The 22,518-nt window shown below is 58.0% G+C and carries 17 protein-coding genes and 1 pseudogene; 4 read left to right on the top strand and 14 right to left on the bottom strand.

The window, feature by feature from the left end; all coding sequences use genetic code 11:
- Positions 1 to 105: 105 nt before the first annotated feature.
- A complete protein-coding gene (locus ACSHT2_RS33975; protein ID WP_440639419.1) occupies positions 106 to 459 on the bottom strand; it encodes a hypothetical protein in 354 nt (117 codons plus the stop codon).
- Positions 460 to 518: 59 nt separating this feature from the next.
- On the opposite strand from ACSHT2_RS33975, the pseudogene ACSHT2_RS33970 reads away from it, so the two are divergent.
- Positions 519 to 1,151, top strand: a pseudogene (locus ACSHT2_RS33970) (SOS response-associated peptidase family protein); the annotation flags it as partial.
- Between the two features lie 78 nt (positions 1,152 to 1,229).
- Here the strand turns inward: ACSHT2_RS33970 and ACSHT2_RS33965 are convergent.
- The 8 genes from ACSHT2_RS33965 to ACSHT2_RS33930 form a co-directional block, all read right to left on the bottom strand.
- Positions 1,230 to 1,712 carry a hypothetical protein gene (locus tag ACSHT2_RS33965; protein WP_440639417.1) on the bottom strand — a complete coding sequence of 161 codons (483 nt, stop codon included), beginning with the start codon at positions 1,710 to 1,712 and terminating at the stop codon, positions 1,230 to 1,232.
- A 462-nt stretch (positions 1,713 to 2,174) separates the two neighbouring features.
- Positions 2,175 to 5,588: a TM0106 family RecB-like putative nuclease gene (locus ACSHT2_RS33960; RefSeq protein ID WP_440639415.1), complete on the bottom strand. Its 3,414-nt coding sequence runs from the start codon at positions 5,586 to 5,588 to the stop codon at positions 2,175 to 2,177.
- An 85-nt stretch (positions 5,589 to 5,673) separates the two neighbouring features.
- Positions 5,674 to 8,559 carry a Z1 domain-containing protein gene (locus tag ACSHT2_RS33955; protein ID WP_440639414.1) on the bottom strand — a complete coding sequence of 962 codons (2,886 nt, stop codon included), beginning with the start codon at positions 8,557 to 8,559 and terminating at the stop codon, positions 5,674 to 5,676.
- Positions 8,560 to 8,576: 17 nt separating this feature from the next.
- On the bottom strand, positions 8,577 to 9,560 hold the full coding sequence (locus tag ACSHT2_RS33950; protein WP_440639413.1) for a PD-(D/E)XK motif protein: 984 nt from the start codon (positions 9,558 to 9,560) through the stop codon (positions 8,577 to 8,579).
- A complete protein-coding gene (locus ACSHT2_RS33945) occupies positions 9,557 to 11,047 on the bottom strand; it encodes an ATP-binding protein (RefSeq protein ID WP_440639411.1) in 1,491 nt (496 codons plus the stop codon). The genes ACSHT2_RS33950 and ACSHT2_RS33945 overlap by 4 nt, the downstream gene beginning before the upstream one ends.
- A 34-nt stretch (positions 11,048 to 11,081) precedes the next feature.
- The gene (locus ACSHT2_RS33940) at positions 11,082 to 11,828 is read right to left on the bottom strand and encodes a DUF6339 family protein (RefSeq protein WP_440639409.1); all 747 of its coding nucleotides are present in this window, start codon (positions 11,826 to 11,828) and stop codon (positions 11,082 to 11,084) included.
- A gap of 1 nt (position 11,829) precedes the next feature.
- Positions 11,830 to 12,660 carry a hypothetical protein gene (locus ACSHT2_RS33935; protein ID WP_440639408.1) on the bottom strand — a complete coding sequence of 277 codons (831 nt, stop codon included), beginning with the start codon at positions 12,658 to 12,660 and terminating at the stop codon, positions 11,830 to 11,832.
- Positions 12,657 to 14,609 (bottom strand): hypothetical protein, encoded by a 1,953-nt coding sequence (locus ACSHT2_RS33930; RefSeq protein ID WP_440639406.1) that lies wholly within the window; start codon positions 14,607 to 14,609, stop codon positions 12,657 to 12,659. The genes ACSHT2_RS33935 and ACSHT2_RS33930 overlap by 4 nt, the downstream gene beginning before the upstream one ends.
- Positions 14,610 to 14,998: 389 nt before the next feature.
- Between ACSHT2_RS33930 and dcm the strand changes: the two genes are divergently transcribed.
- Genes dcm through ACSHT2_RS33915 form a run of 3 tightly spaced genes read left to right on the top strand, consistent with a single transcriptional unit; the run spans position 14,999 to position 17,886 of the window.
- Positions 14,999 to 16,219: a DNA (cytosine-5-)-methyltransferase gene (dcm, locus tag ACSHT2_RS33925; RefSeq protein ID WP_440639405.1), complete on the top strand. Its 1,221-nt coding sequence runs from the start codon at positions 14,999 to 15,001 to the stop codon at positions 16,217 to 16,219.
- Complete coding sequence (locus ACSHT2_RS33920; RefSeq protein ID WP_440639404.1) at positions 16,212 to 16,661, top strand: very short patch repair endonuclease; 450 nt, start codon at positions 16,212 to 16,214, stop codon at positions 16,659 to 16,661. The genes dcm and ACSHT2_RS33920 overlap by 8 nt, the downstream gene beginning before the upstream one ends.
- 1 nt (position 16,662) lies before the next feature.
- Entirely contained in the window at positions 16,663 to 17,886 is a 1,224-nt protein-coding gene (locus ACSHT2_RS33915; protein WP_440639403.1) for a type II restriction endonuclease, read from the top strand.
- Here the strand turns inward: ACSHT2_RS33915 and ACSHT2_RS33910 are convergent.
- From ACSHT2_RS33910 to ACSHT2_RS33890, 5 genes are all read right to left on the bottom strand, one after another.
- Positions 17,861 to 18,817, bottom strand: coding sequence for an HNH endonuclease (locus ACSHT2_RS33910; RefSeq protein WP_440639401.1), 957 nt, complete (start codon positions 18,815 to 18,817; stop codon positions 17,861 to 17,863). The two genes, ACSHT2_RS33915 and ACSHT2_RS33910, sit on opposite strands and share 26 nt — an antisense overlap.
- 643 nt (positions 18,818 to 19,460) lie before the next feature.
- Entirely contained in the window at positions 19,461 to 19,994 is a 534-nt protein-coding gene (locus ACSHT2_RS33905) for a S26 family signal peptidase (protein ID WP_440639400.1), read from the bottom strand.
- Complete coding sequence (locus ACSHT2_RS33900; protein WP_440639399.1) at positions 19,984 to 20,205, bottom strand: helix-turn-helix domain-containing protein; 222 nt, start codon at positions 20,203 to 20,205, stop codon at positions 19,984 to 19,986. The genes ACSHT2_RS33905 and ACSHT2_RS33900 overlap by 11 nt, the downstream gene beginning before the upstream one ends.
- 150 nt (positions 20,206 to 20,355) lie before the next feature.
- Entirely contained in the window at positions 20,356 to 21,186 is an 831-nt protein-coding gene (locus tag ACSHT2_RS33895) for a DNA -binding domain-containing protein (protein ID WP_440639398.1), read from the bottom strand.
- Between the two features lie 775 nt (positions 21,187 to 21,961).
- On the bottom strand, positions 21,962 to 22,114 hold the full coding sequence (locus tag ACSHT2_RS33890) for a hypothetical protein (protein ID WP_404516862.1): 153 nt from the start codon (positions 22,112 to 22,114) through the stop codon (positions 21,962 to 21,964).
- Between the last annotated feature and the right edge of the window lie 404 nt (positions 22,115 to 22,518).

Here is a 22,518-nt window from a genome sequence, read left to right as displayed (position 1 = left end):
CCCACTTTCAATCGGAACGACATGAAAATCGAGGCTTTTTGCTCGACATCGAAGAGCACTTCGAGCCCCGATAGCGAGCGCGGACACGTCGCGCTTTTTACTAGATCACGACTGCGGTTCAGGACCATAAGCAATCTTCGCGAGCGCCTTGTTCGCGTCACCACGGCCTCGGTACGTGCCGAGCAACTCGCCCTTATCGACGATTTCTTTGATACGGTACATGGTCCAGCGCTTGTCCTTACCTTGCACGATACGAAACGCGCGGCCATTGCGGCGACAATAGAACGCATCCGACCTCTCGATTTTGGTCCATCCGCAATCGGCGCCCAAGAGAAAACGCTGCTCCAGCCTTACTCGCTCTTCCTCCCTCCATCGGCGGTACTGCTCCTGCTGCTCTTGCCTTAGCCGCTCCTCCTCACTCTCTATGTGCTCTTGCAACGCGCCAATGATCGCGCGCATTTCTGTGCCTGTCGCCTTTTCTGCTTGATACAGCGCGAGACAACCGTCCCTGAGCTCATCCTTTGGTTTTTCCCGATTACAAGGCACCGATCGTGCGCAACGGGGCCGAGGGCGGCGAACTCACGACTGCGCGGTGGGGAATGCCGTCGTCATCAAAAGCGCTGATGGACGCCACCAAGAAACGAGCCGAGAAGCTGCAGGCCAAGGGCAAGACCGTCGATTTCAAGGAATTGGTCAGAATGGAGCCGGACGGGGGCACGACAAACATTCGCAACGTGAGGAGCAAGCACTGGATACGATGGCTGGGGACCGAAAATCGCTGCGTGGTGCCGTTCAACTCCTTCAGCGAGTTCAACAAGGCCGAAGGCGGCGATATCTGGTTCGCGCTCGATGAGACACGCCCCCTCGCCTGCTTCGCCGGCATCTGGACCAACTGGACGTCCGTGCGGAAGGTCAAGGAAGGCGAGACGACCAACGACCTATTCGCATTCCTTACGACGGAGCTCAATGCGGAGGTCGGCGCCATCCACCCGAAGGCGATGCCCGTGATCCTAACCACGGCGGACGATGTCGAGACCTTGATGACCGGCACTGCGGACGAGGCACTAAAGCTGCAGCGACCGCTTCCGGACAGGTCACTTCGGATCGTTGCCCGCGGCCTCAAAGAAGATCTGACCGGGCCGGCGGCATGACCGACGAGAACGAAGGTCAGGCTGCCCCGACGTCGCCACGCATATAAACCGGCCCTCTACTTGTCGGGCAAGCAGAAGCTAGTCGACTCGCCTTGGGAGACGCGAGACGTCAACACCAGCATCTTCAAGACGCTTGGTTGCTGCCGCCATGACGGCGGCCTCGAACCGCTCTCCGTGCCGCAAGACGATCGCCTCGCCGGTGAGCTCCGGCATGTTCCGCTCGATCAGCATGTCGAAGCCTTCCGTGCTCTTGCTAGCCAAGGCCCAGTCGCGGAGCGTCTCGATCTCGCCGACCCGCGCGACCTTCTGCCGTGTGCGCCCCAGCCGCGTAGTTCTGCCGCGCTCTTCGCTGAGCATATGTTCGAAAGCGTGGATAGTGCGCCAGAAATCATGCTCCACGGTGCCTGGCGCCTCCTTAGGGAGAATGTCGATCAATCGGCGAAACGCCGCCTCCTCGATTCCTTTTTGGCGTCCTTTTTGGGCATTCGCAATCCAGCTGCGCAACTTCCCGGCATCATCGCAGACGGCAATGGAAGCTAGAATTTTCGTGAAATCCGTCATTCAGAAATCCTCGAGTCATCGCAACAAAGACACGGTAGCAATTCCACGCAGGTCCCAACAAGAGGTTGTGAACCGGCCCTGCCAGAATACATCTTCACAAAGCTGCGTTAGCGGAAACCGCCATGCCCGTCTCGCTTAACGATCGCAATATTACCGAGAATCGCATTGTCTTTAGCCGAATAAAGCATCGCCGCGTATTGGGTTTTAAGCCCGAATAACGATTTGATCTTGACGGCCAGAGCTAACTTTTACCCATCAGGCGACAGTTGCCCGGACTCAATCTCACACCTTTTCGTATTTACAGCTGACGCTACGAAGGAAGAATGGCATCCCAACGGTGGCCCCACGCACCCGCACAAGGGCGAATACATAATGCTTCAAACCGGCGCTCAAAGCCTTCCCGTACGTCGGCATTGATTTCGATTGTACGGAAAGACCGGGGTGCACATCCCATTATCCCGACTACAGCGTGATCATCTGCGCCAGTTCAAGATAGCGACAGAACGCATTCGCCAGTTGCATCTGGCGCGGTGTTTTGCATTCGGCCTCAAAGATAGCCGGAGACGCGACCATGATCGCGAGACATTTGGCGCGGGAAATCGCAACATTCAGACGATTGGTGCTGTAGAGAAATTCCATTCCTCGCGGCGCGTCGGCGTACGATGATGTAGCTAGAGAATAAATCGCAATAGCGGCCTCTTGCCCCTGGAATTTGTCGACGGTACCGACGTACGCACCGGGAATGCGCTGCTGAACTTCAAAGACCTGCGCGTTGTACGGCGCGATGATGATAATGTCGGAAAGCTCCAGCTCTTTCGTTTTGCCGTCCCTGTCTGTCCACTGCGTTCGTGAAGACAGCAAAGAGGTCACGATCCGCGCAACCGCTTCCGCCTCCTCAATCGAACTGGACTGGTTGCCGCTGTGAGAAACCGGCACGTACCGCAGCCCAGTTCCGAGGAATACCCCGGTGGAGGTTAAGTTCTGCTGCGCGCATTTGAGCACCGCGTGCAGCTTGCTGTCGTAGAAAAGCTCTGAATTGAAGGCAGTAATCGCCGGATGCATCCGCCAGGTCTCTTCAAGAAAGAGCCCCTGATCAGGATCAATCGTCTGGCGACCGGCGAGGATGTGATGAAGCGCCGATACACCGGTGCCGTCGGGATGCGATCCCTGCATAGGCTGGTCCAGCTGCTGGGGGTCGCCCAGCAGAATGACCTGGGGAGCGGCCTGCGAAACGGCCAGGACGTTGGCTAGCGACATTTGCGCCGCTTCATCGACGAACAGAACGTCCACACTCTTCGCCACATCCTCACGGGCCCAGAAGAATGGCGTGCCGCCCAGGACAGCGATTTCGCCGGAGCTCATCGCCCCAATCGCCTTGGGATTATCAAGATAAGCACGTACGAGATCGGTTTCAGAGCCTTTGTCAGGGCATCGATGCCCGGCCTTGACGGCCTGTCCCGCCGCCCGAGCTACCTCAACCGCCTTGTCCATCAGGTTGCGAATGACCTTGTGGCTGTTAGCGGTGACACCCACGCGCTTGCCGTCTTTGAGCAGGCGACAAATCATGTGCGCACCGGTGAAGGACTTCCCGGTGCCGGGTGGCCCCTGGATCGGCAGCACACCGCCTGAAAGCGCAGGAGTGATCCGAAGCGCGCCCTCAAGAGTGCTTTCGTGTTCGATATGCAGCTGTGCAGAACCAAGCCGTGGCGGCAATCGAAGCAGCAGGTCACGTGCGGCCTGGTATTCACCCATGCCCTCGATGCCGTGATCAGCCACGTAGGTGCCGAGGCGCAGAAGCGATCCTTGTTGCTCTTTCGCGGGAATGTGCGTGTGCCCGAAAACGGCATCCGGATGGATATCCATCGTCTTCTTGGACTTCTTGATATCGATCGTGAGATCATCCTGTGAAATAGCGATAACTGACCCGAACTTCTCACCTCCCAGGACATGCAGGTCGGCTTCCTCGCGAATATCCGTGTCTTGCGTGGCAAATCTGTATCGATCTGTGGGAATGCCCTGTTTGCTTCGTTCGACCGTCCCCACGAATTCCAGGCCGCCAAGGCCCGCCTTTTCGTCAAGCAGATCTTCGGCCGTCAGCGCCGCCAAGCGGAAATACTCCCACCAGTTCGCTTTCTCTTCCCTCCGGTGCCAATCGAGCGAATGCGCCAAAATGAACCGACCATGCTGCTCCGGCGTTCGTTCGACAGGGTCGATCGGAACATCGTGCGTTAGCCGCTCGATCAGCTCGTTAATGCGCGCTTCATACTCGGCAATATCGTCGCTGGGACCATCGCTGCCAAATGCAGGCCGCTCAATCGCGGCACCATCTGCAATCGCCTGCGCGCGCAAGCGCTCCAACCAGTTCCGCAAGGCCGACGTGGAATTGCAGTCGTCCCGATTATACGCTGCCACAGCTTGGCGTGCCGTCTCATCGATCGACCTGGCGTCGTCCAGTTCCAGACCCGCCTGAATAGCCGCCAGCGCCGCGTTTGCATCCTGGAGCGGTATCACGCGCGTAAATGCGTAAAAGGGCTCCAGCTTCTTGATCGAGTAGCTCTCGACACTCGCCCTGATTGCATTGCGGACCACAGCATAGAGATCCACCATAACTTTGCCGCGCAGGAGATTATCCACCTCCGTCTGCCGCGTGGCATAGCGCCCCATAAGGCGCTTCAACGCGCCGGGTTCGTAGGGTGCGTAGTGATACACGTGCATCTGTGGAAACTCGGCTCGCCTTGCAATGACGAAGTCAATAAAGGTTTGAAAGATTGCCTTCTCGGACGCGCGGTCGAATGCCCACTGCGCTTCGTAATGGTCGCGGCCCACCGCGTCGCGATAGCAATAGCCGAACAAATATTCGAAACCGCCTTCGCCGATGAACGGGTCTCCCTCGATATCAAAGAAGACGTCGCCCGGAGACGGTAGAGGCAAAAGGTAGAGGCCTGTTCCAGGGTTCAAATCGAGCAGTTCGTAGCGCAAAGTGCCCGTCTCGCGCGCTTCGACCTGAACACGCGCCTGCTCTCGTGCCTTGATGTAGCTGGTAACTGACCCCCGCTTCGGCTTCCATGGCAGAGGAACGGGCATTGTAGAGAGCGCTTTTGCTGTCGCGATACCACTGGTGCGCAGCTCGTTCATCTGCAACGCGGACACGTTGGCCACCAGACAGAGATGGTCATCTGCGCGCCTGCGCGCGTCGCATTGCGGCTCCCACCGACATACGTCACAATGGGTCTTCGGATCGGGATAGACGGTGTCGGCAATGTCGGTGGCGCCATTCACCGCCGTCTGCGCGCCTCGCTGCGCCTTGCGAAAAAACGCCATATAATGGGCAACACGGAATTGCTGCGGATGAAAGTCAGACCACGGCGCAACGACGTAGACGAACTCCGGCTCTACGCCCTGCATGGCGGCAAGAAGCTGTGCGTATAGGCATAGCTGCAAGACGGTTCCGCCCTTGGTTTCGCGGGCAAGCTTGGTATCGATGATCTCGTAGGACCAGTCCCCGAGGTCACTCGGTATTTCCACTCGCCGCAGAATGTCGGCGCGTCCCACCCAGTCCTGGTCACGCACGGCCGCCTGGACGATGATCGCATGGCCGGCCTGCATCGCCTCCCGCGTTTGAGCCACGGCAACATCCGTAACATCGACGCCCTCGATCACGAATAGCTCAAATCCGTTCGCCCTAAGGTGACAGAGGAAGGCCTGTTCGTGTTTCCTGCCGCGCTCACGCAGTATTTCCAGGAGCGGATCCCAGCGCGCAGGTTTAGGCAGCAATCCCTGTGCGACCTTAAGGTCGACGTTTGTCAAGTGAGCGCAATAGAGGTTGCCCACGAGATCGTGGGCACTGAGCACTAGCGCGTCGCCGGCTTTTTGCATGATCCCCCCAAAAGGCGCGAACGCATTCGGACCCGCGCCCGCGTTTAGCCACGCCGGCCTCGTTGCAGGTCGGCATCGTCCCCACTCATGAGAGGCCCTCTTCAACGACAACCCGATCGCTGCGGCGCCGCACCGTAAATCCCGTGTCGTACGGCAATGAATTTGGTGGGAAGAAAAGTTCGTAGCCCATCGACACAACGTCCGCCTTGTTTTCACGGACCGGATAGAGGAGCAAAACCCCGGTGTGCGCCGACTGGAGAGCCTTGGTAGCTGAGTTCGGCGTCATGGGAGTCTTGCTCTTGATTCCGGCAAGAAAGTCCGCGATGTCGCGGTGTCGAGGTTCGCCGAAAACCTGAAAATGGTCACTCTTGCCTCGGCCACGATGTTTTACCGCCAGCTGCCCCACACCATCAATCGAGACGGCTTTTCCAAATGACTCGCTCCGTTGCGGAGCAACAATCAGCCAGTTCGATATCTCATGCTTCTGCTTCGTCAGAAACTCTATCTGAAGATTGACATCCGCAGGTCTGTCGCTTTCCTCTTTGTATTCGGTCTCCACCCATCGATAAGATCCTAGAAGCCGGATCAGCGACTCGTTCGACGATCTGAAAACGAAGGCATCTGCTTCAAACTGTTTCCCACCGGAAAGAGAGCCACCGAGCGCGATCTGCCCGAGCGCGTCCGCACTCGCGAGCAGAGCGGTAACGGCATCGATATTCGCCTTCCGTCTTGACAGCGTTTCCGGGGTCATCGTCAGCATCGAGCGGCGACCGCCAAAATTCTTGTTTTTGATCCTTGCGTTGAACATCTTGTTGCGAGCGGTCGGCGGAAGACTGCCGGAAATCGCAATCAACGGCGGAATGTCTTTCGGGGTGATGCGAGCAGCTCCCTCAACGCGGATGTACCGCTTGATCTCCTCCCGGAAACGCTCCTCCATCTGGCAAACGTCCTTGAAAAGAGCAACGAGATCCGTATCACCCTTCTTGCCCTCCTTCACACCGAGGAAAACCCGAACGAGATCCCGATAACCCGGCCGAAACCCGAACCAGCGCCCCATCTGCATCAGCGTATCAGCGGTGTTGGAAACGCGGCGATAGTAGCTGACTGTCAGCCCCTCGACCGTGTAACCCCGGGACAGCTTGTTTCCGCCGATCAGTATTTTCCAGACCGGCCCCGCGCCAAAGTCCGGCGCATCGTCGGTGTCGCTGTTAACGACACGGAAGGTACGCCCCCCCTCTTCGATCTGCCCTATCGCCTTCGCAAGATGCGGCCTAAGGTCGTCGAACGATTCAGGAAGCGCCTCTCCACTTCCGATCGCCCGGCTCACCTTCTGGTGGTCAACCTCCCACAACCTCTCAAGCTCGCGCAGTCCCTTGGGGCTGTTGAAGGCACATTTTAACCAGAGTTCCTCCACGCGGCTTGCCGTCGTCGCGTGCGCTCCCTTGCTCGTAGACGTGTGCACAAGCATCGTATGGTGGCGAAAGTACTCGCTCTTGTATTGTTGCGGCTTCAGCGCACGTCGAAACAACTTGATGCCGCCGGCCAGCACATAGCTGCGCAGTGCCTTCTGGAGATCATCATCGTCCTGATCGGCAGCAGATTCGACCCGGCGAATATACGCAATTTCAGGTTGCCCATAGTCATTCGGATCCAGATCCTCATAGGCAGATAGTGGGTCAAAGAAGTCTGCCACACCCATATATCCGGGCGGCCGATCCAGCGAGACGATGAAATCCTTCGGATAAAGGTCCTCGGGATCGTCAGGATCGACAAGCGCATTGGCGTACGGTGTCGCCGTATAGCCCACGTACTGTCCGCGCGGGAAAAGCTTGAGAAGCTCGACGATGCCCTGGTTGGTGGGCGCGCGCTTCTTTCCGGTCGCTCGTGGATCAACGGTATTCAGACCGGCCTGGTCCGACTCGTCATCTATGATGAGAACCGGCAGCTCCGCGAGCGATGTACTCAGAAGCGCAAGGTCCTTGATCAGGCCGGAAAGGATACCCGCGTGCTTCTTGATAACCAGAAGTTTGACAGGCAAGGTATGGAGGTTTGACGGATCGTACAGCGGTGCGGCCTTGTTCTTCCTTTCGAACTCAAGATTGTCGATCGCTTGCTTCAGCCTTTTCAGATCGATATCCGGACGCGTCAGTCGCTGCCAGGCATAGTGGCCACGCTCCACAGGATCGCCATCGTGTTCAAGAAATTCTTCCCAGTCAGAGGGCGGCTGCTTTATGTAGGCCTCATCATTCTTGAGTAACTCCTTGCCAAGGAGCTCCTTGTCGAGGCGCCGCTGCGTTTGATTCCGCAGGATGTTCCATGTGCCGGCGAGAACGATGATCAGTCGGTAACCAGCGTCCGCAGCGCGGGCCACGACACCGGCAAAGTTTGCAGTCTTTCCGCTCTGGACATAACCCATGACCAGTCCGCGCGATGCGTATGCTTTTGAGGATTCCGGGTTGCCAAGGCATTCGACGATTGCACGCGTGCTGTTGTCAATGGTCAGGATCGAGACGTCATTCCAGTGACGCTTCTCTCTCAAATACTCGATATATTTGCCCCAGTAGTAATCCCGGATGCCTGCCTTCGGCTCATACCAGTCCTGGTGTTTTTCGGAGACGATCAGCGGCTCTTCGAGGCTGTAGAACGGCAGCAGCAGGTCGATGCGCTTCTCGTCCTCGGCGGTCGATTTGAGAAGTTCGTGAATCGCCTTCCGCCTGGCAGCGCTGTTTCGGGGGGTCTGCGTCCAGTCAACATTCTTTGCGTTATCCCATGAGCGGAGAAGATTCGAGAACCGGACGCGCGCCCCCTCATTCGGGTTGGTGGAAAGGAGCAAGTCGAGCGCTTTGTCAAGATCGGATGCCGCGGCACTTTCAAAATCCGGACCAGGCTTCTCAAGGTACGCGCGAAGGGCACGAGGCCTGAGACCCATCGCGCCGAGCGCCGTTTCGATCCGCATATTGTAATCGCTCATCTGATTTCTCTACATTGTCACGATGGAAGCGCCGTCTCGAAGACGGGTGTGCCGTCCTCATGTTCGAGACCTTCGACATTTACGTCGTAGCGCACCCCCTCAATTCGGGAAGCAGGCGGACCCAGCACGGCCAGAATTCCTGGGCGAGTGATCGCGGGAAACGCCGCATCGACATGGATAATCGCAGTTGGACGTCTGATCGCAAACAGACGCGAATAGTGCACGCTGTCTTCGGAGCGGAATTCGCATCCCTTCAATGCCGCGTTGAACTGCTCAAGCCGGGCCACATCACCGGTAAGGAGACCCGTCAATTCCTCTACCTTTCGGGTCAATGAAAATCCGCCCCCCGCGCCGGGAGGCCCGAGGACCGTCGAGACCAGACAAAGCTTGCAGTCCTTCGACGGAACCAGCTGCTCAATGCCATTGATGGTGTGGATCCGCTGCGCCGAAATGGTGGTCTTGACTTCGAACTCGAGTTTGCCGAGGCGAAAGTCATGAGGTTCCGACATCCAGCCAATCCACCCATCGACCGCGCGCGTCCCGATCCTCTGGATCAGGCGCTCAAGAAACAGGAGCTCCCCGAGCAGACCAATTTGCCTCTCGAGCGCAAGCAGAGGCTTCGTCTCCAGCAGATCAGCAAAGCACCTCAGCTCCAGCGTAACCGCGTCCAGGGGAGGACGCTTCTCAACAATGATCCGTTCGGCGACAGCGACCGAAAAGTGATAGAACTGCCGGTAGAGAGAGACGGTAGACGTCGCCACCTCGATACAATTGTGACCGTTGTGGGTCAGCTCCCGCAATGAGACCGCCGCCAGCCGGGACAATTCGGCGGGAATTTCGCTTCCAGTTGGAGTTTCGACTAAAAGGCCGATCTTGTTTGTGATCCCGTCACCAAATACCTCCACAAGGGGAGCATCCGTTACGCGATGCACTCGCTGCTCTCCGGCGATCAGGACAGTGGATTTGAAGTTCTCCCAGGAAAGATATTCAGGGGCAGTCATTCTGGCGACCTCTCAAACCGAACTGCACGCACCAGTATTCGATTGATCTGTTCAAGCCGTTCACGCATTTTCGCTCCCATCCGTTCGGAAGAAAGCGCGTCTTCAAGCACCAGAAACAGCAGACACTTCAGGACGGGCACGTCCGCGGACGAACCGGCAAGGCCATGTTGCAGCTGTTTTCGATAGGCTTGGTTGATGTAAAGGTTCCCTCCGTCACGGTCGATGTCAAAGAAAAGTTCGTTGTCCAGCTTTCTCCACCCGATCTTCAGATCATGGTGCTTTGTGGTCGCCTTTATCCTGAGTTCCTTATGCAGAAAGGTAACCAGAGTCGCGGGGAGGCCACCTGAGGGTATCAGCGGCAGTTCCCCATCAGTGACGGCTCGCTTTCGATAGGCATCGTTTGCAATTGATATGTACTTCTTGAAGTCGATCCCTGTTGTGGTCTGGGCGCGGAGGAGTGCCTTTGCCAGATCAGGTGGCAGCTGAATCTCCATCTTCTTGACGTCAAGACTAACGTCCACATCCAGCTCGGCCGCAATATCGACCTCAAGGCGAGCGAGAGAAGAATGTGGCTCTGCTTCACGAATACCGTTCCAGCCACCCGCCTGGATCAGGCGGTTGTTCCTGTAGAAATAGAACCCCTGCCGACTATTGGCTCCGCCAGGAAGCCGGTAGGCAGGAGCGGTAGAGTTTGGTGGCCAGATATGTGCGATCACCTTGATCCGGTCGCTGTAGGGTCCGTCTACTGACATCTGAAGCGGAAACGCCGGATTGCCGCTGCGGTCGTATCCAAAGGGATCGAGTGGTCTGACCTGCACCGGCAGGCCCGCCGAGTTCGAGTGCTGATCAAATACGTCAAGAGTTATCGTGAGTTTGCGAGGCCGGCCGGAAAGAAACCGATGAAAGGCAATCGAAAGAAAGTTTTCAAGCCTCTTGAGAAGCTTTTGAGCGAACTCTTCGGCGGTGTCCTGGTGTCGCCGCAGCCGGTAAAGATTAGACCACTTGACGATGGTGCCGGAGCGCTCCAGTGGACGCTCAGGCACCGCATCGTGGACCAGGCGGAAGCATTCCTCCTCATCAAAGACCTTGCATACAAACCCCTGGGCGATGCCATGCTCGGGCCATTCGCGTCCCGAGATCTTCCCATCCTTGCGCGTGACCACCTGGACTTCTCGCGCCTGGCTGAGAGAGGCGAGTTTCAGGCCAAGACCAAACTTGCCAAGACGATCGATGTCGTTCGAAACATCCGCACCAAAGCGCATTGCATCCCGAAGCGTGTCCGGGGCCATACCGTGACCATCGTCCCAGACGAACAAGTCGAGTTGCCCGTCTTTTCTGATGTAGATCCGGACCAGAACGCTAAGTGCACGCGCGTCTATTGAGTTATCGATTATATCGGCAACTGCGCTTTCGAACGTGTAGCCAATAGATCGCAACGCCACTTCGAGCTTGCGGTTGATCGGCGGAAGAATTTCTTCAGTACTCATGAAATCCGGGATTCAGTATGGAGTTGGCTCGCAGTCAGGCCAGCGTGCGAGCATGGGAAAGGCAATCCTTCAGGAAGAGATTGATCTCGTCCGTATCGAGCACCTCAAAAACAATTCCACCGCCGAGCCTGTTCAGTGATCTCATAAACATTCTGAAGTTCTTCTCTGCGTCGGTGACCCACGGCTCTGACTTCATAAGGCCGAGAACTGCGGAAGCAATATTGCGTCTGCTGGTCATCCAGATTCGCTCGACAAAATTACTGCGAATGTCCGCAGTCTTCAGAATGAGGGACAAGGCTTCATCCGGATTATCGGGATTGCAGGTGCGAGCGACCTGGTAATTCCACCACAGCCTCGACAGCGCGTGATCATCACGGATCTTCGTTTGGCCGGATGCAAAGAAATGGTCCTCGACGAGCTTCGGCACGGCCCCGTCCTCGGCCTGCCCTATCCACCGTTCACGCGCATAGGCAAACGCCTCAATGTGTGACAGCCGTACCCAGATGCGTTCCTCGTTAGCGAGTGTGGGTGACAGGTTTGCCAGCGCCTTCCCGACGATGCGGGAATTTGCCAGATCTATTGCAGCGATGGTTCTCGGCGTACTGCGGTCCAGCGTTCCCAGCAAAACCTCGTCATACTCAACGCCCAAGCCGATGTTCCAGCCGGGATCGTCTGCGAATTCCTGAAAGCCGTCTGTCCGGTATCGCGCAACATTAGATGTCAGACCGCTCTTTAGTTGTGCCAAAGCCTTGTCAGAAAGGTATTTAAGCTGGGCGACCATCCTACATAGTCCCCACAACGGCTATCGACTTTCTGATCGGTGCCTTCAAGAGCTTCTGGGCAATCATAAGCGGAGAGCCGTTGCGGTCGGCAGGATTGATACCCAGATCATCGCACTTCGCCTTGAACACCCGATACCAGTTCATGGCGGTTGCGGCAGTGTCTCCGCTCTGCAGCAGCGCAAGGACCTCCATGACCGCCGGCATGTAGACCGAGCTCAACAATATGCTGCGGCCGGCCGGCATGTTCCGCATGTCCGCCAGATCCTTGTGCGTCTTTGGCTCGGCAAGGATGGTGATGCGGTCCCGGAGTGGATCGACATGGACCATACCGGGCTCGATCCCCCCACCCACCGCCAGCTCGAAGATGCTTTCAAATGGTTTGAATTTTCTCTTGTCGATCGAGAAGCGGAATTCAGGCCCAATGGCGATAACTGCACCCTTCGGAAGATTGACCGACGTGCCGAATTCCTTGTGAATGAGGGGGCTACTGAAGTGCTGTACAGGGGCCAGCGTCCACACTGCCGGTCGCAAAGTGACCGCGCCGAACAGCCTTGACCCGTCAAAATGCCTTTCGCTGCGTCCCAGAGGCGCTGGTTGAAGAACGTTGAAGTAGGTACGACGGCAAACGACAAAATAACCGGTCGCAGCCTGCTGGTTCTCGATGAGCTTCCGAAGGTCCTCGGAATCAAGGCTCAGCTCCGCTGTAAGCTTGAGCTCACCCTCCCCTGTCATTTGCTGGACGAAGGAGCATTTGAACTCTCCGGTGACAAAGTCGGAAGAGAATTCGCTCAGGACCGGATGAGGATACCTCATGGTCTCGTTCAGCTTCATGAAGGCGCTCCGTTCGCAAGAGGCACTACCACGGCTGACGTTTCGATGGGACCTGCGTATGAACTGTCAAACTCGACATCAAGCGCGACCCGTTCACCACGCTTGCAGGCAACCTCGATTTTTCCACCGTTCAGCGTACCGCCGGAAACCGCGGCCACGACGAGCTGGTCCGGATTACTGAGGCCTGTGGCCTCCACCGACAGGTTCACCGAGCCCGTAACGGGCGACGTGAAAAAGAGCCTCCGCTTCTTGCCGGAATTGCCGTCCAGCAACACGTTGCGCTCCCCTTGCAGCTCAACGCTCCTCGCCTGCGGCTGCGGTCGCGGTGGCTTCGGACCGGGGTCGGAATCAGGGCCAGGATCGGGGCTGGGCTCGGGCGCAGGCTCGGGTGGCAGCGGGCCTGGACCAGGAATCGGCGGGTCGTCATCTTCGCTCGCGGGACTCGCAGCCCGGCGGGACTTTGGCGGCGATTTCTGGATAACCGTTGGCTTCAGGACGCGCGGGTCGGTTTCAGGGCCGGCATCGTCCCACTCACGGGCCGCGTCCGAAGCAAAAAAATCATTCAGTTCGTCGAGCTCCATGCTGCTGGTCGGCTCGGACTTTGCGAGTTCCCGAATGCGCTGGCGTATCTGCTTTGCCAGCCGTTCAAAGGCCCGTTTTCCCTCCGCTCTAAGTTGAGGATCAGTGATCCGGTCGGCTGAAAGGTCGTCGTGCGCCGGATTCTCCAGGCGCTTGAACCACTCGCTTTCACTTGTCCCGTCAGGCTCGATAACGACCGCAAATTCACGGTGCAGGGGAAAGCGTTTGAAGGGCTCGTTGAACTTGGCGAGATTGTCTGTGATGTACATGCCATTGCGGATAATCCCGATGGTGTAGCCGAGCCCGTCTCTCAGGAGCACACGCATCTGCACCTTGCCGAGGCCTTGTACGTCCAGCGTTGTCAGTGTGGTCTTTTCGTCGATCAGACATCCGTGCAGGGTCCAGGCGGTCTCGAAGGCAACACCTGCGTTCGTCAGCCTGACGGCCTCGATCACATTCGGGTTCTGGAAGAGGGATTGCAGGGTGTTCCTGTTGATCTTGATGGTGCCGTTGTCGATCTCGAATTCCATCTCCTGACGCTCGATGGCGCCGAAAAAGTTTATGATGATGGCTGCGGCCATTTCATATTGCCAGTCAGCGTCGTCATCGCGCACGCAGGCCGAGAAAATCGATGTACCCTGAACATCGCGAAGCAGCCACGCGGGAATCTCTGCCGGATTGTCCAGTGGCAGGTACCCCTCGAGCTTGCCCCAGTAACCCTTGCGCCTCCTTGCGTTCCCTTCCGCATCAGTATGAGAGATGAAAAGCGTCTTACCCATGCATAGCACGCGATCGGAGCCGTCGCTGTCCCGGTAGCGCGTCGAGATAAATGCAGTCTGGACGTCAGAGACGGCGAGAGCAGCATTTTTGCCAATGCCGAATGAGCCTCCAGAGCCGGCGTCCTCCTTGGCACTCACGCTGTCTGACTTGGCGAGCGCATGGAATGGATATCCCTCCTGGCAGGGACCACGAACACCCGTTGTGTTGAAGTCGGCAATCCGGAGAACCCTGATCTTCGGCGCCTCAAGGGCACGTATCGCCTGCTCAAAGAACCCCTTTTCCTTCTCGTTCTTTGGCCGGTCTGCCTTTCGGAGGCACAGTCTTGCGGCCTGCCTGTAGGCAGCGATTGACGGAAAATCATCGGAGCTCATCGAAAGGACGTCGAAAGTCAGACGCACCGGCCTCGTGTGATCCAGCCTCGCATCCCTGCTGTTCTGGCCGGTTTCACGAGCCACCGCTGTAAATGGCTTGTCTCTGAAATTCTCTACGCCAGGATCACTGAGACCTTCGGACTCACCGCCCGTATTCAAAAGAAACTCAAGTCCTATCCCAGACAACCCTGATGCTCCCTGCTGCTGCTCGGCCAGCAATTCCTTTTTGGAAACAATAGGCTGCCTCAACGCCCGGTTGCAAGATGCAATATCCCAGGCACTTCGTCGGTATGGACTCGGCGCTCCGGCGAAGGGCTTCCGATTCGCATGAAATAGTTTGAACCTAACTCACCAACCGATCTCGACATGTCTGAAGGAAAAAGTGCTTGAGCTTCCCAAGGAGGGCCGCGGCAGTTCGAGAGTCGTTCCTGTCGGAACACATGACGCGAACCCGGGAAATGGGAGCTCTGATCCGCAGCGATCATTACGCAGATCAATTTTCCTGTGCGCCATCGGCCGAAATAGAACAAATTAGGAACATTTTAATTGTTCGCTGGGAATCTTTGTGTCAGCGTGAGACTCGCTGACACAGATTCGGGGGACAAACGGTGGCCGGTAAACTGACGCGATTTACAATGCTGTCCCGGCAGGCCGGTCTGTCTTTTGACGAAGCCATTCATTTGATTGGTGTTTCCCGGAGCACCGGGTTCCGGCTCCAGAACGGCAAGAAGACGCTGGAAGGCGCCGAACTGAAGCTTCTCGAGCAGGCCGCAGCAGCCCGCATTGCCGATACTCCCGGCTGGTTCCGGTTCATCGACCTGTTCGCCGGCATCGGCGGCCTGCGGAAAGGCTTCGAGAGCATCGGCGGCCGATGTGTCTTCACATCCGAGTGGGACAAAAACAGCCAGAAGACCTACGCCAACAACTTCCCGGACAATCATCCGATCGCAGGTGACATCCGCGAGTTTTCGGAAAAGCCCGATCTTATCCCGGAGCATGACGTGCTGTTGGCGGGATTCCCGTGTCAGCCCTTCTCCATTGCCGGCGTGTCGAAGAAAAACGCGCTGGGAAGAAAGCACGGCTTCCTTGATGAGACACAGGGCACCTTGTTTTTCGACACCGCGCAAATCATCAAGCATCATCAGCCTTCGGCTTTCGTGCTGGAGAATGTCAAGAACCTCGAAAGCCACGACGGCGGCAAGACCTTCAAAACAATCATGAAGGTGCTGACTGACGAGCTAGGCTATCATGTCCAGCATCGCGTCATAAGCTCAGAGCCCTGGGTGCCGCAGAAGCGGCAGCGGATCTTCATCGTCGGCTTCAAGAACTCGACCACATTCGATTTCAAGGCGCTTCAGTTGCCTTCGGCTGAGAATGGACCGAAGCTCGGCAGCATTCTCGAACCAGAGGTTGACCCGAAGTACACCCTAACCCCTCGTCTGTGGAAGTACCTGCAGGACTACAAGAAGAAGCACAACGCCGCGGGCAATGGCTTCGGTTACAGTGTCTTCGGTCCCGACCAGGTGACACGCACCCTGTCGCAGCGCTATTACAAGGATGGCTCGGAGATCCTTGTTGAGCAGAAAGGCAATCGCCCTCGCCGTCTCACTCCGCTTGAATGCGCACGCCTCATGGGTTTCGACCGGCCAGGCAAGCCATTCATCCTGAAGGATGTGTCTGACACGCAGCTCTATCGGCAGTTCGGCAATGCCGTTGTCGTGCCGGTTGTCGAATTCGTGGCCAAGGCAGTGAAGCCGCATCTCGTCGAGGCCATCAAGCCGGAGCAGGACGCTCAGCGAGCGCTCGACCTGTGCGTCGCCAATGGCTGACGTCGTCTCTCCGGAGGTTCGCAGCCGGATGATGTCCGGCATCCGGGGAAAGAACACAAGGCCCGAAATCTTTTTGCGCAAGGGCCTCCACGCGCAGGGCTTTCGTTTCCGCATCCATGCGTCACTCCCCGGCAAGCCTGACATGGTCTTCCCGAAGTGGAATGCTGTCTTTTTCGTGCACGGCTGCTTCTGGCACGGGCACAACTGCCATCTGTTCAAGTGGCCGTCCTCCCGCCCTGAGTTCTGGCGGGCCAAGATCAGCGGCAATGTCACGCGTGACGAGGCGAACATCACGAAGCTGCTGGAAGCCGGCTGGCGGGTTGGCATTGTGTGGGAATGCGCCATCAAGGGGCGTACGCGGCTTGACTCTTCGCGCGCGATTGAGAGTTGTTCGAGGTGGCTAAAGTCCAGCAGGAAACGCTTTGAACTCTCCGGTGCATAGGATGCAGCGCGGGCTTCTGTCCGATTATTTCGAGGGAGTCGCTGTCAAACGCCTCACCGCTGTCGAGGTCGATCCCAAGCGCTCGCACCAGCACGAATTCCAGGGCGGCCATCTCCGCAAGCTGCTCGGCGATGATGACAGGCTGAAGATCCCTGCCCGGTTCATCTGGCTCAGCGACGAGCAGGAAGCGATCTCCGAAGACAGCGTTGTGAGCTGGTACGACTCCCGCAGGAAGCAGGCGCACAGGTCCGCAGAATACCGCCTCTATTATTACGCGAACGGCGTCACAGCGTTGATGGGCGAAGGCGACACGTTTTTCGTGGCGATGCGTCCCGACGGGACGGCGATGATCATCGTCACGCCCAGGGACAGCACGATCCAGAGCCAGCTTGTTTATCTGTTCGGCCTTGAAGAGCAGCCCGACTTCACATTCAAGGTGAAGGAGATTCCGGAGGACCAGTCATCCCGGCTGGACTTTGCGGCACGGTACATCCTTGACGAGCTTGGGATTGATGCCGAGGAGCCGGAAGCGGACAAGCTCGACAGCATCCTTGAGCCCTTCGGCATTAACTTTCCCGCCACAGCCGACTTCTCGAAGCTGGCGCGGGACTCGCTGACGAGCGTGAGTGCCAGCGACAATGCGGACGCCGTCCTCATGGCGTGGATCGAACGCGAGGAGCTTCTATTCCGGCGGCTCGAGCGGCTGGTTGTGGCCGACCGCCTGCGGGCTGGCTTCCTGGCCGATAAGGTCCCCGATGTGGACGGTTTCATCGCATTTTCCCTCAGCGTGCAGAACCGGCGCAAGTCACGCGCCGGCAAGTCACTGGAGCATCACGTCGCGGCTCTGTTCTCTGCCCGCAAGCTGAAGTTCGAGCGCGGAGTCGTGACCGAGCACCGCAACAAGCCCGACTTCCTTTTCCCCGGCCGTGCTGCGTATCAAGACACGAAATTCGAGGCCGGGAAGCTAACCATGCTCGGCTCAAAATCGACTTGCAAGGATCGTTGGCGACAGGTGCTGTCGGAAGCCCAGCGAATTCCGCACAAGCACCTGCTCACACTTGAGCCCGGCATCTCGGAGAACCAGACCGACGAGATGCGCGCGAAGAAGCTGCAGCTTGTGTTGCCAGCCTCTTTGCACGCCACCTACCGCGAGGCCCAAAGAAGCTGGCTGATGAATGTCGAGAACTTCGTGAAGCTGGTCAAGACGCGGCAGGCGGCAGGTTGACGATGTTCGCCATGTGCCAGGCGAGCGCGTCGAGGTTTGGGGCCATGTCAGGATTGCGAGGCCTGGCAAGCTCCTCGTCATTGAAGTCGGCAAGGTCCGCGTTTTCCGGAAGTCCCGCGATAGCCGGCGTTACGACGACCTTACCGTTCGCGACACCCCACATGCCTTGATCAAACGCCCAATGGTGGGCTCGACAGAGCGCCAGACCGTTACGGGCATCATCGGCACCGAAACGGCTACGAGGGACGATATGTGCCGCTTCAGTCTCTGTCTTGCCGTTCGCTGCCTTCAGACCCTCTCCGCAGAGACAGCATTTCCCATCGTAATAATCCGCCGTCAGCTTCTGGAATGCGCGGGAACGGGCGACCTTCTTTGTCTTTGATTCTGTGATGGCCGCCCTCGGATCGAACATGTTGAAGGGTGAGATCTCGCGTGCCTTCTGCTCGCTCTCCGCTTCGGTCACCTCCGCTTCCGGCAGTGGGGGATTGTGTGGATCCAGCGGCCCGGATTTCTGGCCATTAGCAGCCTTCAGTGCAGCTTTGTGCGCCGCAGTCCCTTGCCGAAGGAGCGTCAGCCGGTAAAGCGAGCGGTCAACGATATTCCGCTCGATGAGAATGATGTCGCCTTTCCTGGAGTCGCCGCGCCAGCTACCGAGATTGCCGGTTATGCGGTACTCTCCCTTCCGCCCCTGCTTCCTGGTCTGAATCTGATAGCGAGTGGTTACTCGCCCGACTTCTTCGTCATCGACAATCAGCACAGCGTTGATGTTGACGCCCGTCGACGCTTCATCCCCGGACAGGACGAGCGTCGGGAAATACTTCCACAGGACTTTCGGAATTAGCGGTCCGGCCTGGTTGTTGTCGCCCTCACCTGAATCGTTTTTTGACAGCACCTTGAAAACGGGCGCGTCGAATTCGGAAATATCTTCCATTGGCATCCTCCGTAGGCGCCAACGGCTATCTGATTCTCCCTGAGGTCGGCCCGGATAGTTGCATTGGTCATTAGTTCAACCCGGCGGCTAAAGCCACCCGTGCTTCTGCAGCCGGGTTCCCGCGGTGGAAAGCGGCCGGCGACAAGCGCATCCACCATCAGTTTCGCGGGTCGGTCACCCGATCGACGCCGCCGCGACAGTCGGCGAGCTGCGCAGGCAGATCCATGTGCACGAAACATTGCTCGATCAACCGCCCTGCCAAGCCAGCTGAGACATGACAACATCCGCCCCTCAGGCTGGCGCCATCGCACTGAGAACTGTCGAGAACGCGAAACTGAGTCCGGGACTTTTCGACCGGGAATCCCGAGATTTGCGGGTTCTGTTCGGTTCGTGCTCCGGGCGAGAAACAGCGGGAGGGCAACAATCTTTAATTCCAGTCAGGCTACGGGGCGCAAGTCGGTCTTGGGCCCAGGATGCGTTTCGCAAGCCACGAAAGGGAGGCTGATTGAAATGGGCGTGGATTACCTCGCCAATAGAGGGATCAGGCGACGCGCTTGTGCGACGACGAAAGTGATCAGCCTTCAGTCCCCTGTGTCACAAGGTCGTTGCCTGAGCCATTTGCGTATCTTGACTGAGCCAGACTTTACGGGTTCCAGGTCCAGAGCGGCCGCGCGACTCCCAGGATATCGCACCGGAGCACCGGACCGAAATAGCGCGAGTCGAACGAATGCGGGTGCGGCTGCAGCAGGAAATATTCTCCCTCCACCAGCCTCATACAACCCTCCCAGGCCGGCAGAGGCCGCCCTTCCCGGTCCTTCTCGAGCACCTCGGCGGTGACCTTGCCATTGATGGAGATGGTGCCGATCGGCGCCTTGGCGCGGCAGATCTCGTCTCCGCCGATCGCCTCGACCCGCTTCAGAAGGGGCACGGGGATTGGCAGGATCTCGTGCGCGATGATCAGGAGCTCGATCCCAGGGGGCGGCTTGAAGACCGCGAGTTCGCCGCGCGCCGGCAGCCGCTGCTCCAGATAGTAGAAGCCCAGCGGCGCGCTGCCAGTAGCATTGTAAATCAGCAGCGGCACCGCGGGCGCGGACGACATCAGAAGGGTGACGATCCCGGCGCACATGGCCGACAGAGTGGTGGCCTGCCGCCACAGTCTCGTGCGATCAATCCGCATCGGAGGTCGACCTCCTCTTGTTCGCATGCGACCATTCGACGAGGTCTTCGATGTGATAGCGGACATAGCGTCCATGCTTGCGGTAGGCGGGTCCCCGCCCCTGCACCCGCATCTTCTCGAGCGTGTTCTTGGTGAGCCGCAACCAGGTGGCCGCCTCCACCGTGTTGAGGAACGGCTTGTCCGGTTCCTTCTCGTCAGTTTTCGTCGTCATCCAACTTTCCTTCCCGCACTCAGCACAACCAGAGAATGCGAGAAGAAGTGTCGTCAGATCGGAGGCGTTTTGGGGAGTGGCGAAGATGGAAGCTTCCGTTTCGCCATCCCGCGGGAGCAAAATTCGTCAAAAAGAGAACGGAAAATTCGATCAGCCCAGAAGATCGCGATAGCCGCCGTTCATCAATTCGGTGCCCTTGGCAACGAGACGTCGGGTGCGATCGCGCAAAAACTGACTATGTCCGTGCCATTCCTCAGTAACTTTTTTCTCTCCGAAGATCGCAATTGCGATCTGTCGGTACGTCTTGCCCTTCAGGCTCTCATCGAGCGCGATGAGGGCGTGATGAAGTCGTTCGTCGCTCGCGAAAGGCTTTTGAATCGCTCTAAAATCGGCCTCGGTGAAGCGTTGCAGACGCTTCAGGAGCTCGGTCTGAGCTGAGAGATCGTCGAGGTTATGCAGTTCAATGACCGGGACAAACGACGCTGTCAGGTTAGAAAGGCCGCTGATTTCGAGAGGAACGCAAATGCCACTGCGCTTCATCATGACCAGCGGGACGCCATCGGCATTGATGACCGCCTGCCGATTTGCGTTGAAGTCGGCGAGCCGACGCACTCTCGCCTCGTCGCCTACGCTCGGCTTCTTCGCATTCAACCTTACCACCTGCTTCAAGGCCTTGGCATGCCAGAACACATTCGCCTTGTGAGCGCAGAGTTTTGGATCGGCAAACGCGTGTAATCCCCACTTCTCGGCGCCCAGAAACCTTCGTCTGAGCCGCAGTAGCTTGGTCCCGTCGCGCAACGTGATGCAGGGTAATTGCTGGGGCACGGAGCTTCGCCAGTCGGCGATGTAGTTCGCATTCCGTCGCAAGAACTCCCACGCCCAATCGCAGCCACCATAATCGGCGCGACCGCAGGAAGCGGCTCGATCATCGGAGCGACCAGGCGTCGAACTCACCGAAGGATTCAAATTGCGCCCCAGCAAAGTGCTTTTCCGGATCGTTCCGGCCAAATGAGGCAAGAGCGCGGCCCCTCCCGGCTACCGCTCTCACGGGATCGCCTGACGGCAATCCGCCGGATTTCCGGGTCGGCGTTATGGCCGGCCGGGCGGCCGAGAAGCGACAGGCTCACAAAAACCTTGCGGCTATCCTTGCCTCGGCGGATCCGGCCCAAGCCGATCCCAGCGGCGAAACAGACGACGGCTCTTCGCGTGCTTGCCGGTCAGCTCCAACGAAAGACATGCGGACATCAGACGGCAAATCGTGAGGATCATGCGCTCGCCCATGCACGAGCTCGGCTTCCAAACAACGGGAGAAGCGACTTGAAAACCTGAACCAGCTCGAGCCTCATGTCTCAATGTCAATCGGACAAATTCGATGTTACACTCTCGACCGTGCTTGCCGATTCCAAGGTCTGCACATTGATTGATTTTGCTTCATGGATTGACGGAGGGCTCATGGCCAAGAAAGCGAAGAAGGCGAAGAAAACCACCGCGAAAAAAGCGAAGAAGACGACCGCTAAAAAAGCCGCGAAGAAAAAGAAGTAGGTCTTTTTCCTGACCTGTCTCGCCTCCAGTCAGGGCCTCCACCGCGATTTTTGAGCTCACGCGAAATCGCATCCAGTCGCTTTGACGGAGGCGTTCAACGCCGATGACTAAGCCGGACTACGTGCGCGGTTTTGCGCAATGTGGTTCGGCTTTTCATTTGGGGATGGTCGATGCTGGACGCCCAAGCCTGCCCACGAATGGGGTCCCCTTCGCCTCAGTTGAGCCCGCCGATCACGGTGGGCATCACCTTCGACAACAGCACCGCCGTCGAGGTCAGCGCCGACAGGCAAACAGCCGCTCGGGCGAGACAAATACGCCTCAGCGCCACCGCCTGCGGTTCGGGAAACGCCCTGAACGGGTCCGCCATCGTCGGCTCCATAATGCGCGCGTATTTGCGCAAGGCCGACCTATAGGATGAGTCGCGGCCACCCTATCCGGCTAAATTTAGGGCTGGCCGGATTGACTCCGAGGCGACTCGGCACGCGCCAAATCGGTGTGCGAAGGCGCCTTCGCGCACCGAATCGAGACCGCCAAGATCTGGTAAACAAAGCGTTAATCGCTCTGCTGGTATAGGCGATTTCGAGCGCCTTGTTGGGTGATGTAATTGCGCGGCGAGAGCGCCCAATATCCGATACCAACCCTCTACGCACCCGCGAATTCGACAGCCGCGCGTAGAGGCGATGCGCTCCTTAAGGAGGCGCGCGACTTCGCGGAAACTGAATCATCCTCCACCGCCGCCTCATGTCAGGCCTGGTTGCGAGGCCGCCCCTC

This window comes from Bradyrhizobium sp. PUT101 (assembly GCF_052043945.1).
Lineage (GTDB): Bacteria > Pseudomonadota > Alphaproteobacteria > Rhizobiales > Xanthobacteraceae > Bradyrhizobium.
This window is presented reverse-complemented; position numbering and strand designations above follow the sequence as displayed.

What these genes read in the sequence shown, in the direction of transcription:
- ACSHT2_RS33965 (WP_440639417.1), bottom strand. Translation starts at nt 1,712, where the DNA reads ATGACGGATTTCACGAAAATTCTAGCTTCCATTGCCGTCTGCGATGAT.
- ACSHT2_RS33960 (WP_440639415.1), bottom strand. Translation starts at nt 5,588, where the DNA reads ATGCAAAAAGCCGGCGACGCGCTAGTGCTCAGTGCCCACGATCTCGTG.
- ACSHT2_RS33950 (WP_440639413.1), bottom strand. Translation starts at nt 9,560, where the DNA reads ATGACTGCCCCTGAATATCTTTCCTGGGAGAACTTCAAATCCACTGTC.
- ACSHT2_RS33890 (WP_404516862.1), bottom strand. Translation starts at nt 22,114, where the DNA reads ATGGCGGACCCGTTCAGGGCGTTTCCCGAACCGCAGGCGGTGGCGCTG.
- ACSHT2_RS33905 (WP_440639400.1), bottom strand. Translation starts at nt 19,994, where the DNA reads ATGCGGATTGATCGCACGAGACTGTGGCGGCAGGCCACCACTCTGTCG.
- ACSHT2_RS33920 (WP_440639404.1), top strand. Translation starts at nt 16,212, where the DNA reads ATGGCTGACGTCGTCTCTCCGGAGGTTCGCAGCCGGATGATGTCCGGC.
- ACSHT2_RS33900 (WP_440639399.1), bottom strand. Translation starts at nt 20,205, where the DNA reads ATGACGACGAAAACTGACGAGAAGGAACCGGACAAGCCGTTCCTCAAC.
- ACSHT2_RS33940 (WP_440639409.1), bottom strand. Translation starts at nt 11,828, where the DNA reads ATGGTCGCCCAGCTTAAATACCTTTCTGACAAGGCTTTGGCACAACTA.
- ACSHT2_RS33945 (WP_440639411.1), bottom strand. Translation starts at nt 11,047, where the DNA reads ATGAGTACTGAAGAAATTCTTCCGCCGATCAACCGCAAGCTCGAAGTG.
- ACSHT2_RS33935 (WP_440639408.1), bottom strand. Translation starts at nt 12,660, where the DNA reads ATGAAGCTGAACGAGACCATGAGGTATCCTCATCCGGTCCTGAGCGAA.
- ACSHT2_RS33915 (WP_440639403.1), top strand. Translation starts at nt 16,663, where the DNA reads ATGCAGCGCGGGCTTCTGTCCGATTATTTCGAGGGAGTCGCTGTCAAA.
- ACSHT2_RS33975 (WP_440639419.1), bottom strand. Translation starts at nt 459, where the DNA reads ATGCGCGCGATCATTGGCGCGTTGCAAGAGCACATAGAGAGTGAGGAG.
- ACSHT2_RS33910 (WP_440639401.1), bottom strand. Translation starts at nt 18,817, where the DNA reads ATGGAAGATATTTCCGAATTCGACGCGCCCGTTTTCAAGGTGCTGTCA.
- ACSHT2_RS33955 (WP_440639414.1), bottom strand. Translation starts at nt 8,559, where the DNA reads ATGAGCGATTACAATATGCGGATCGAAACGGCGCTCGGCGCGATGGGT.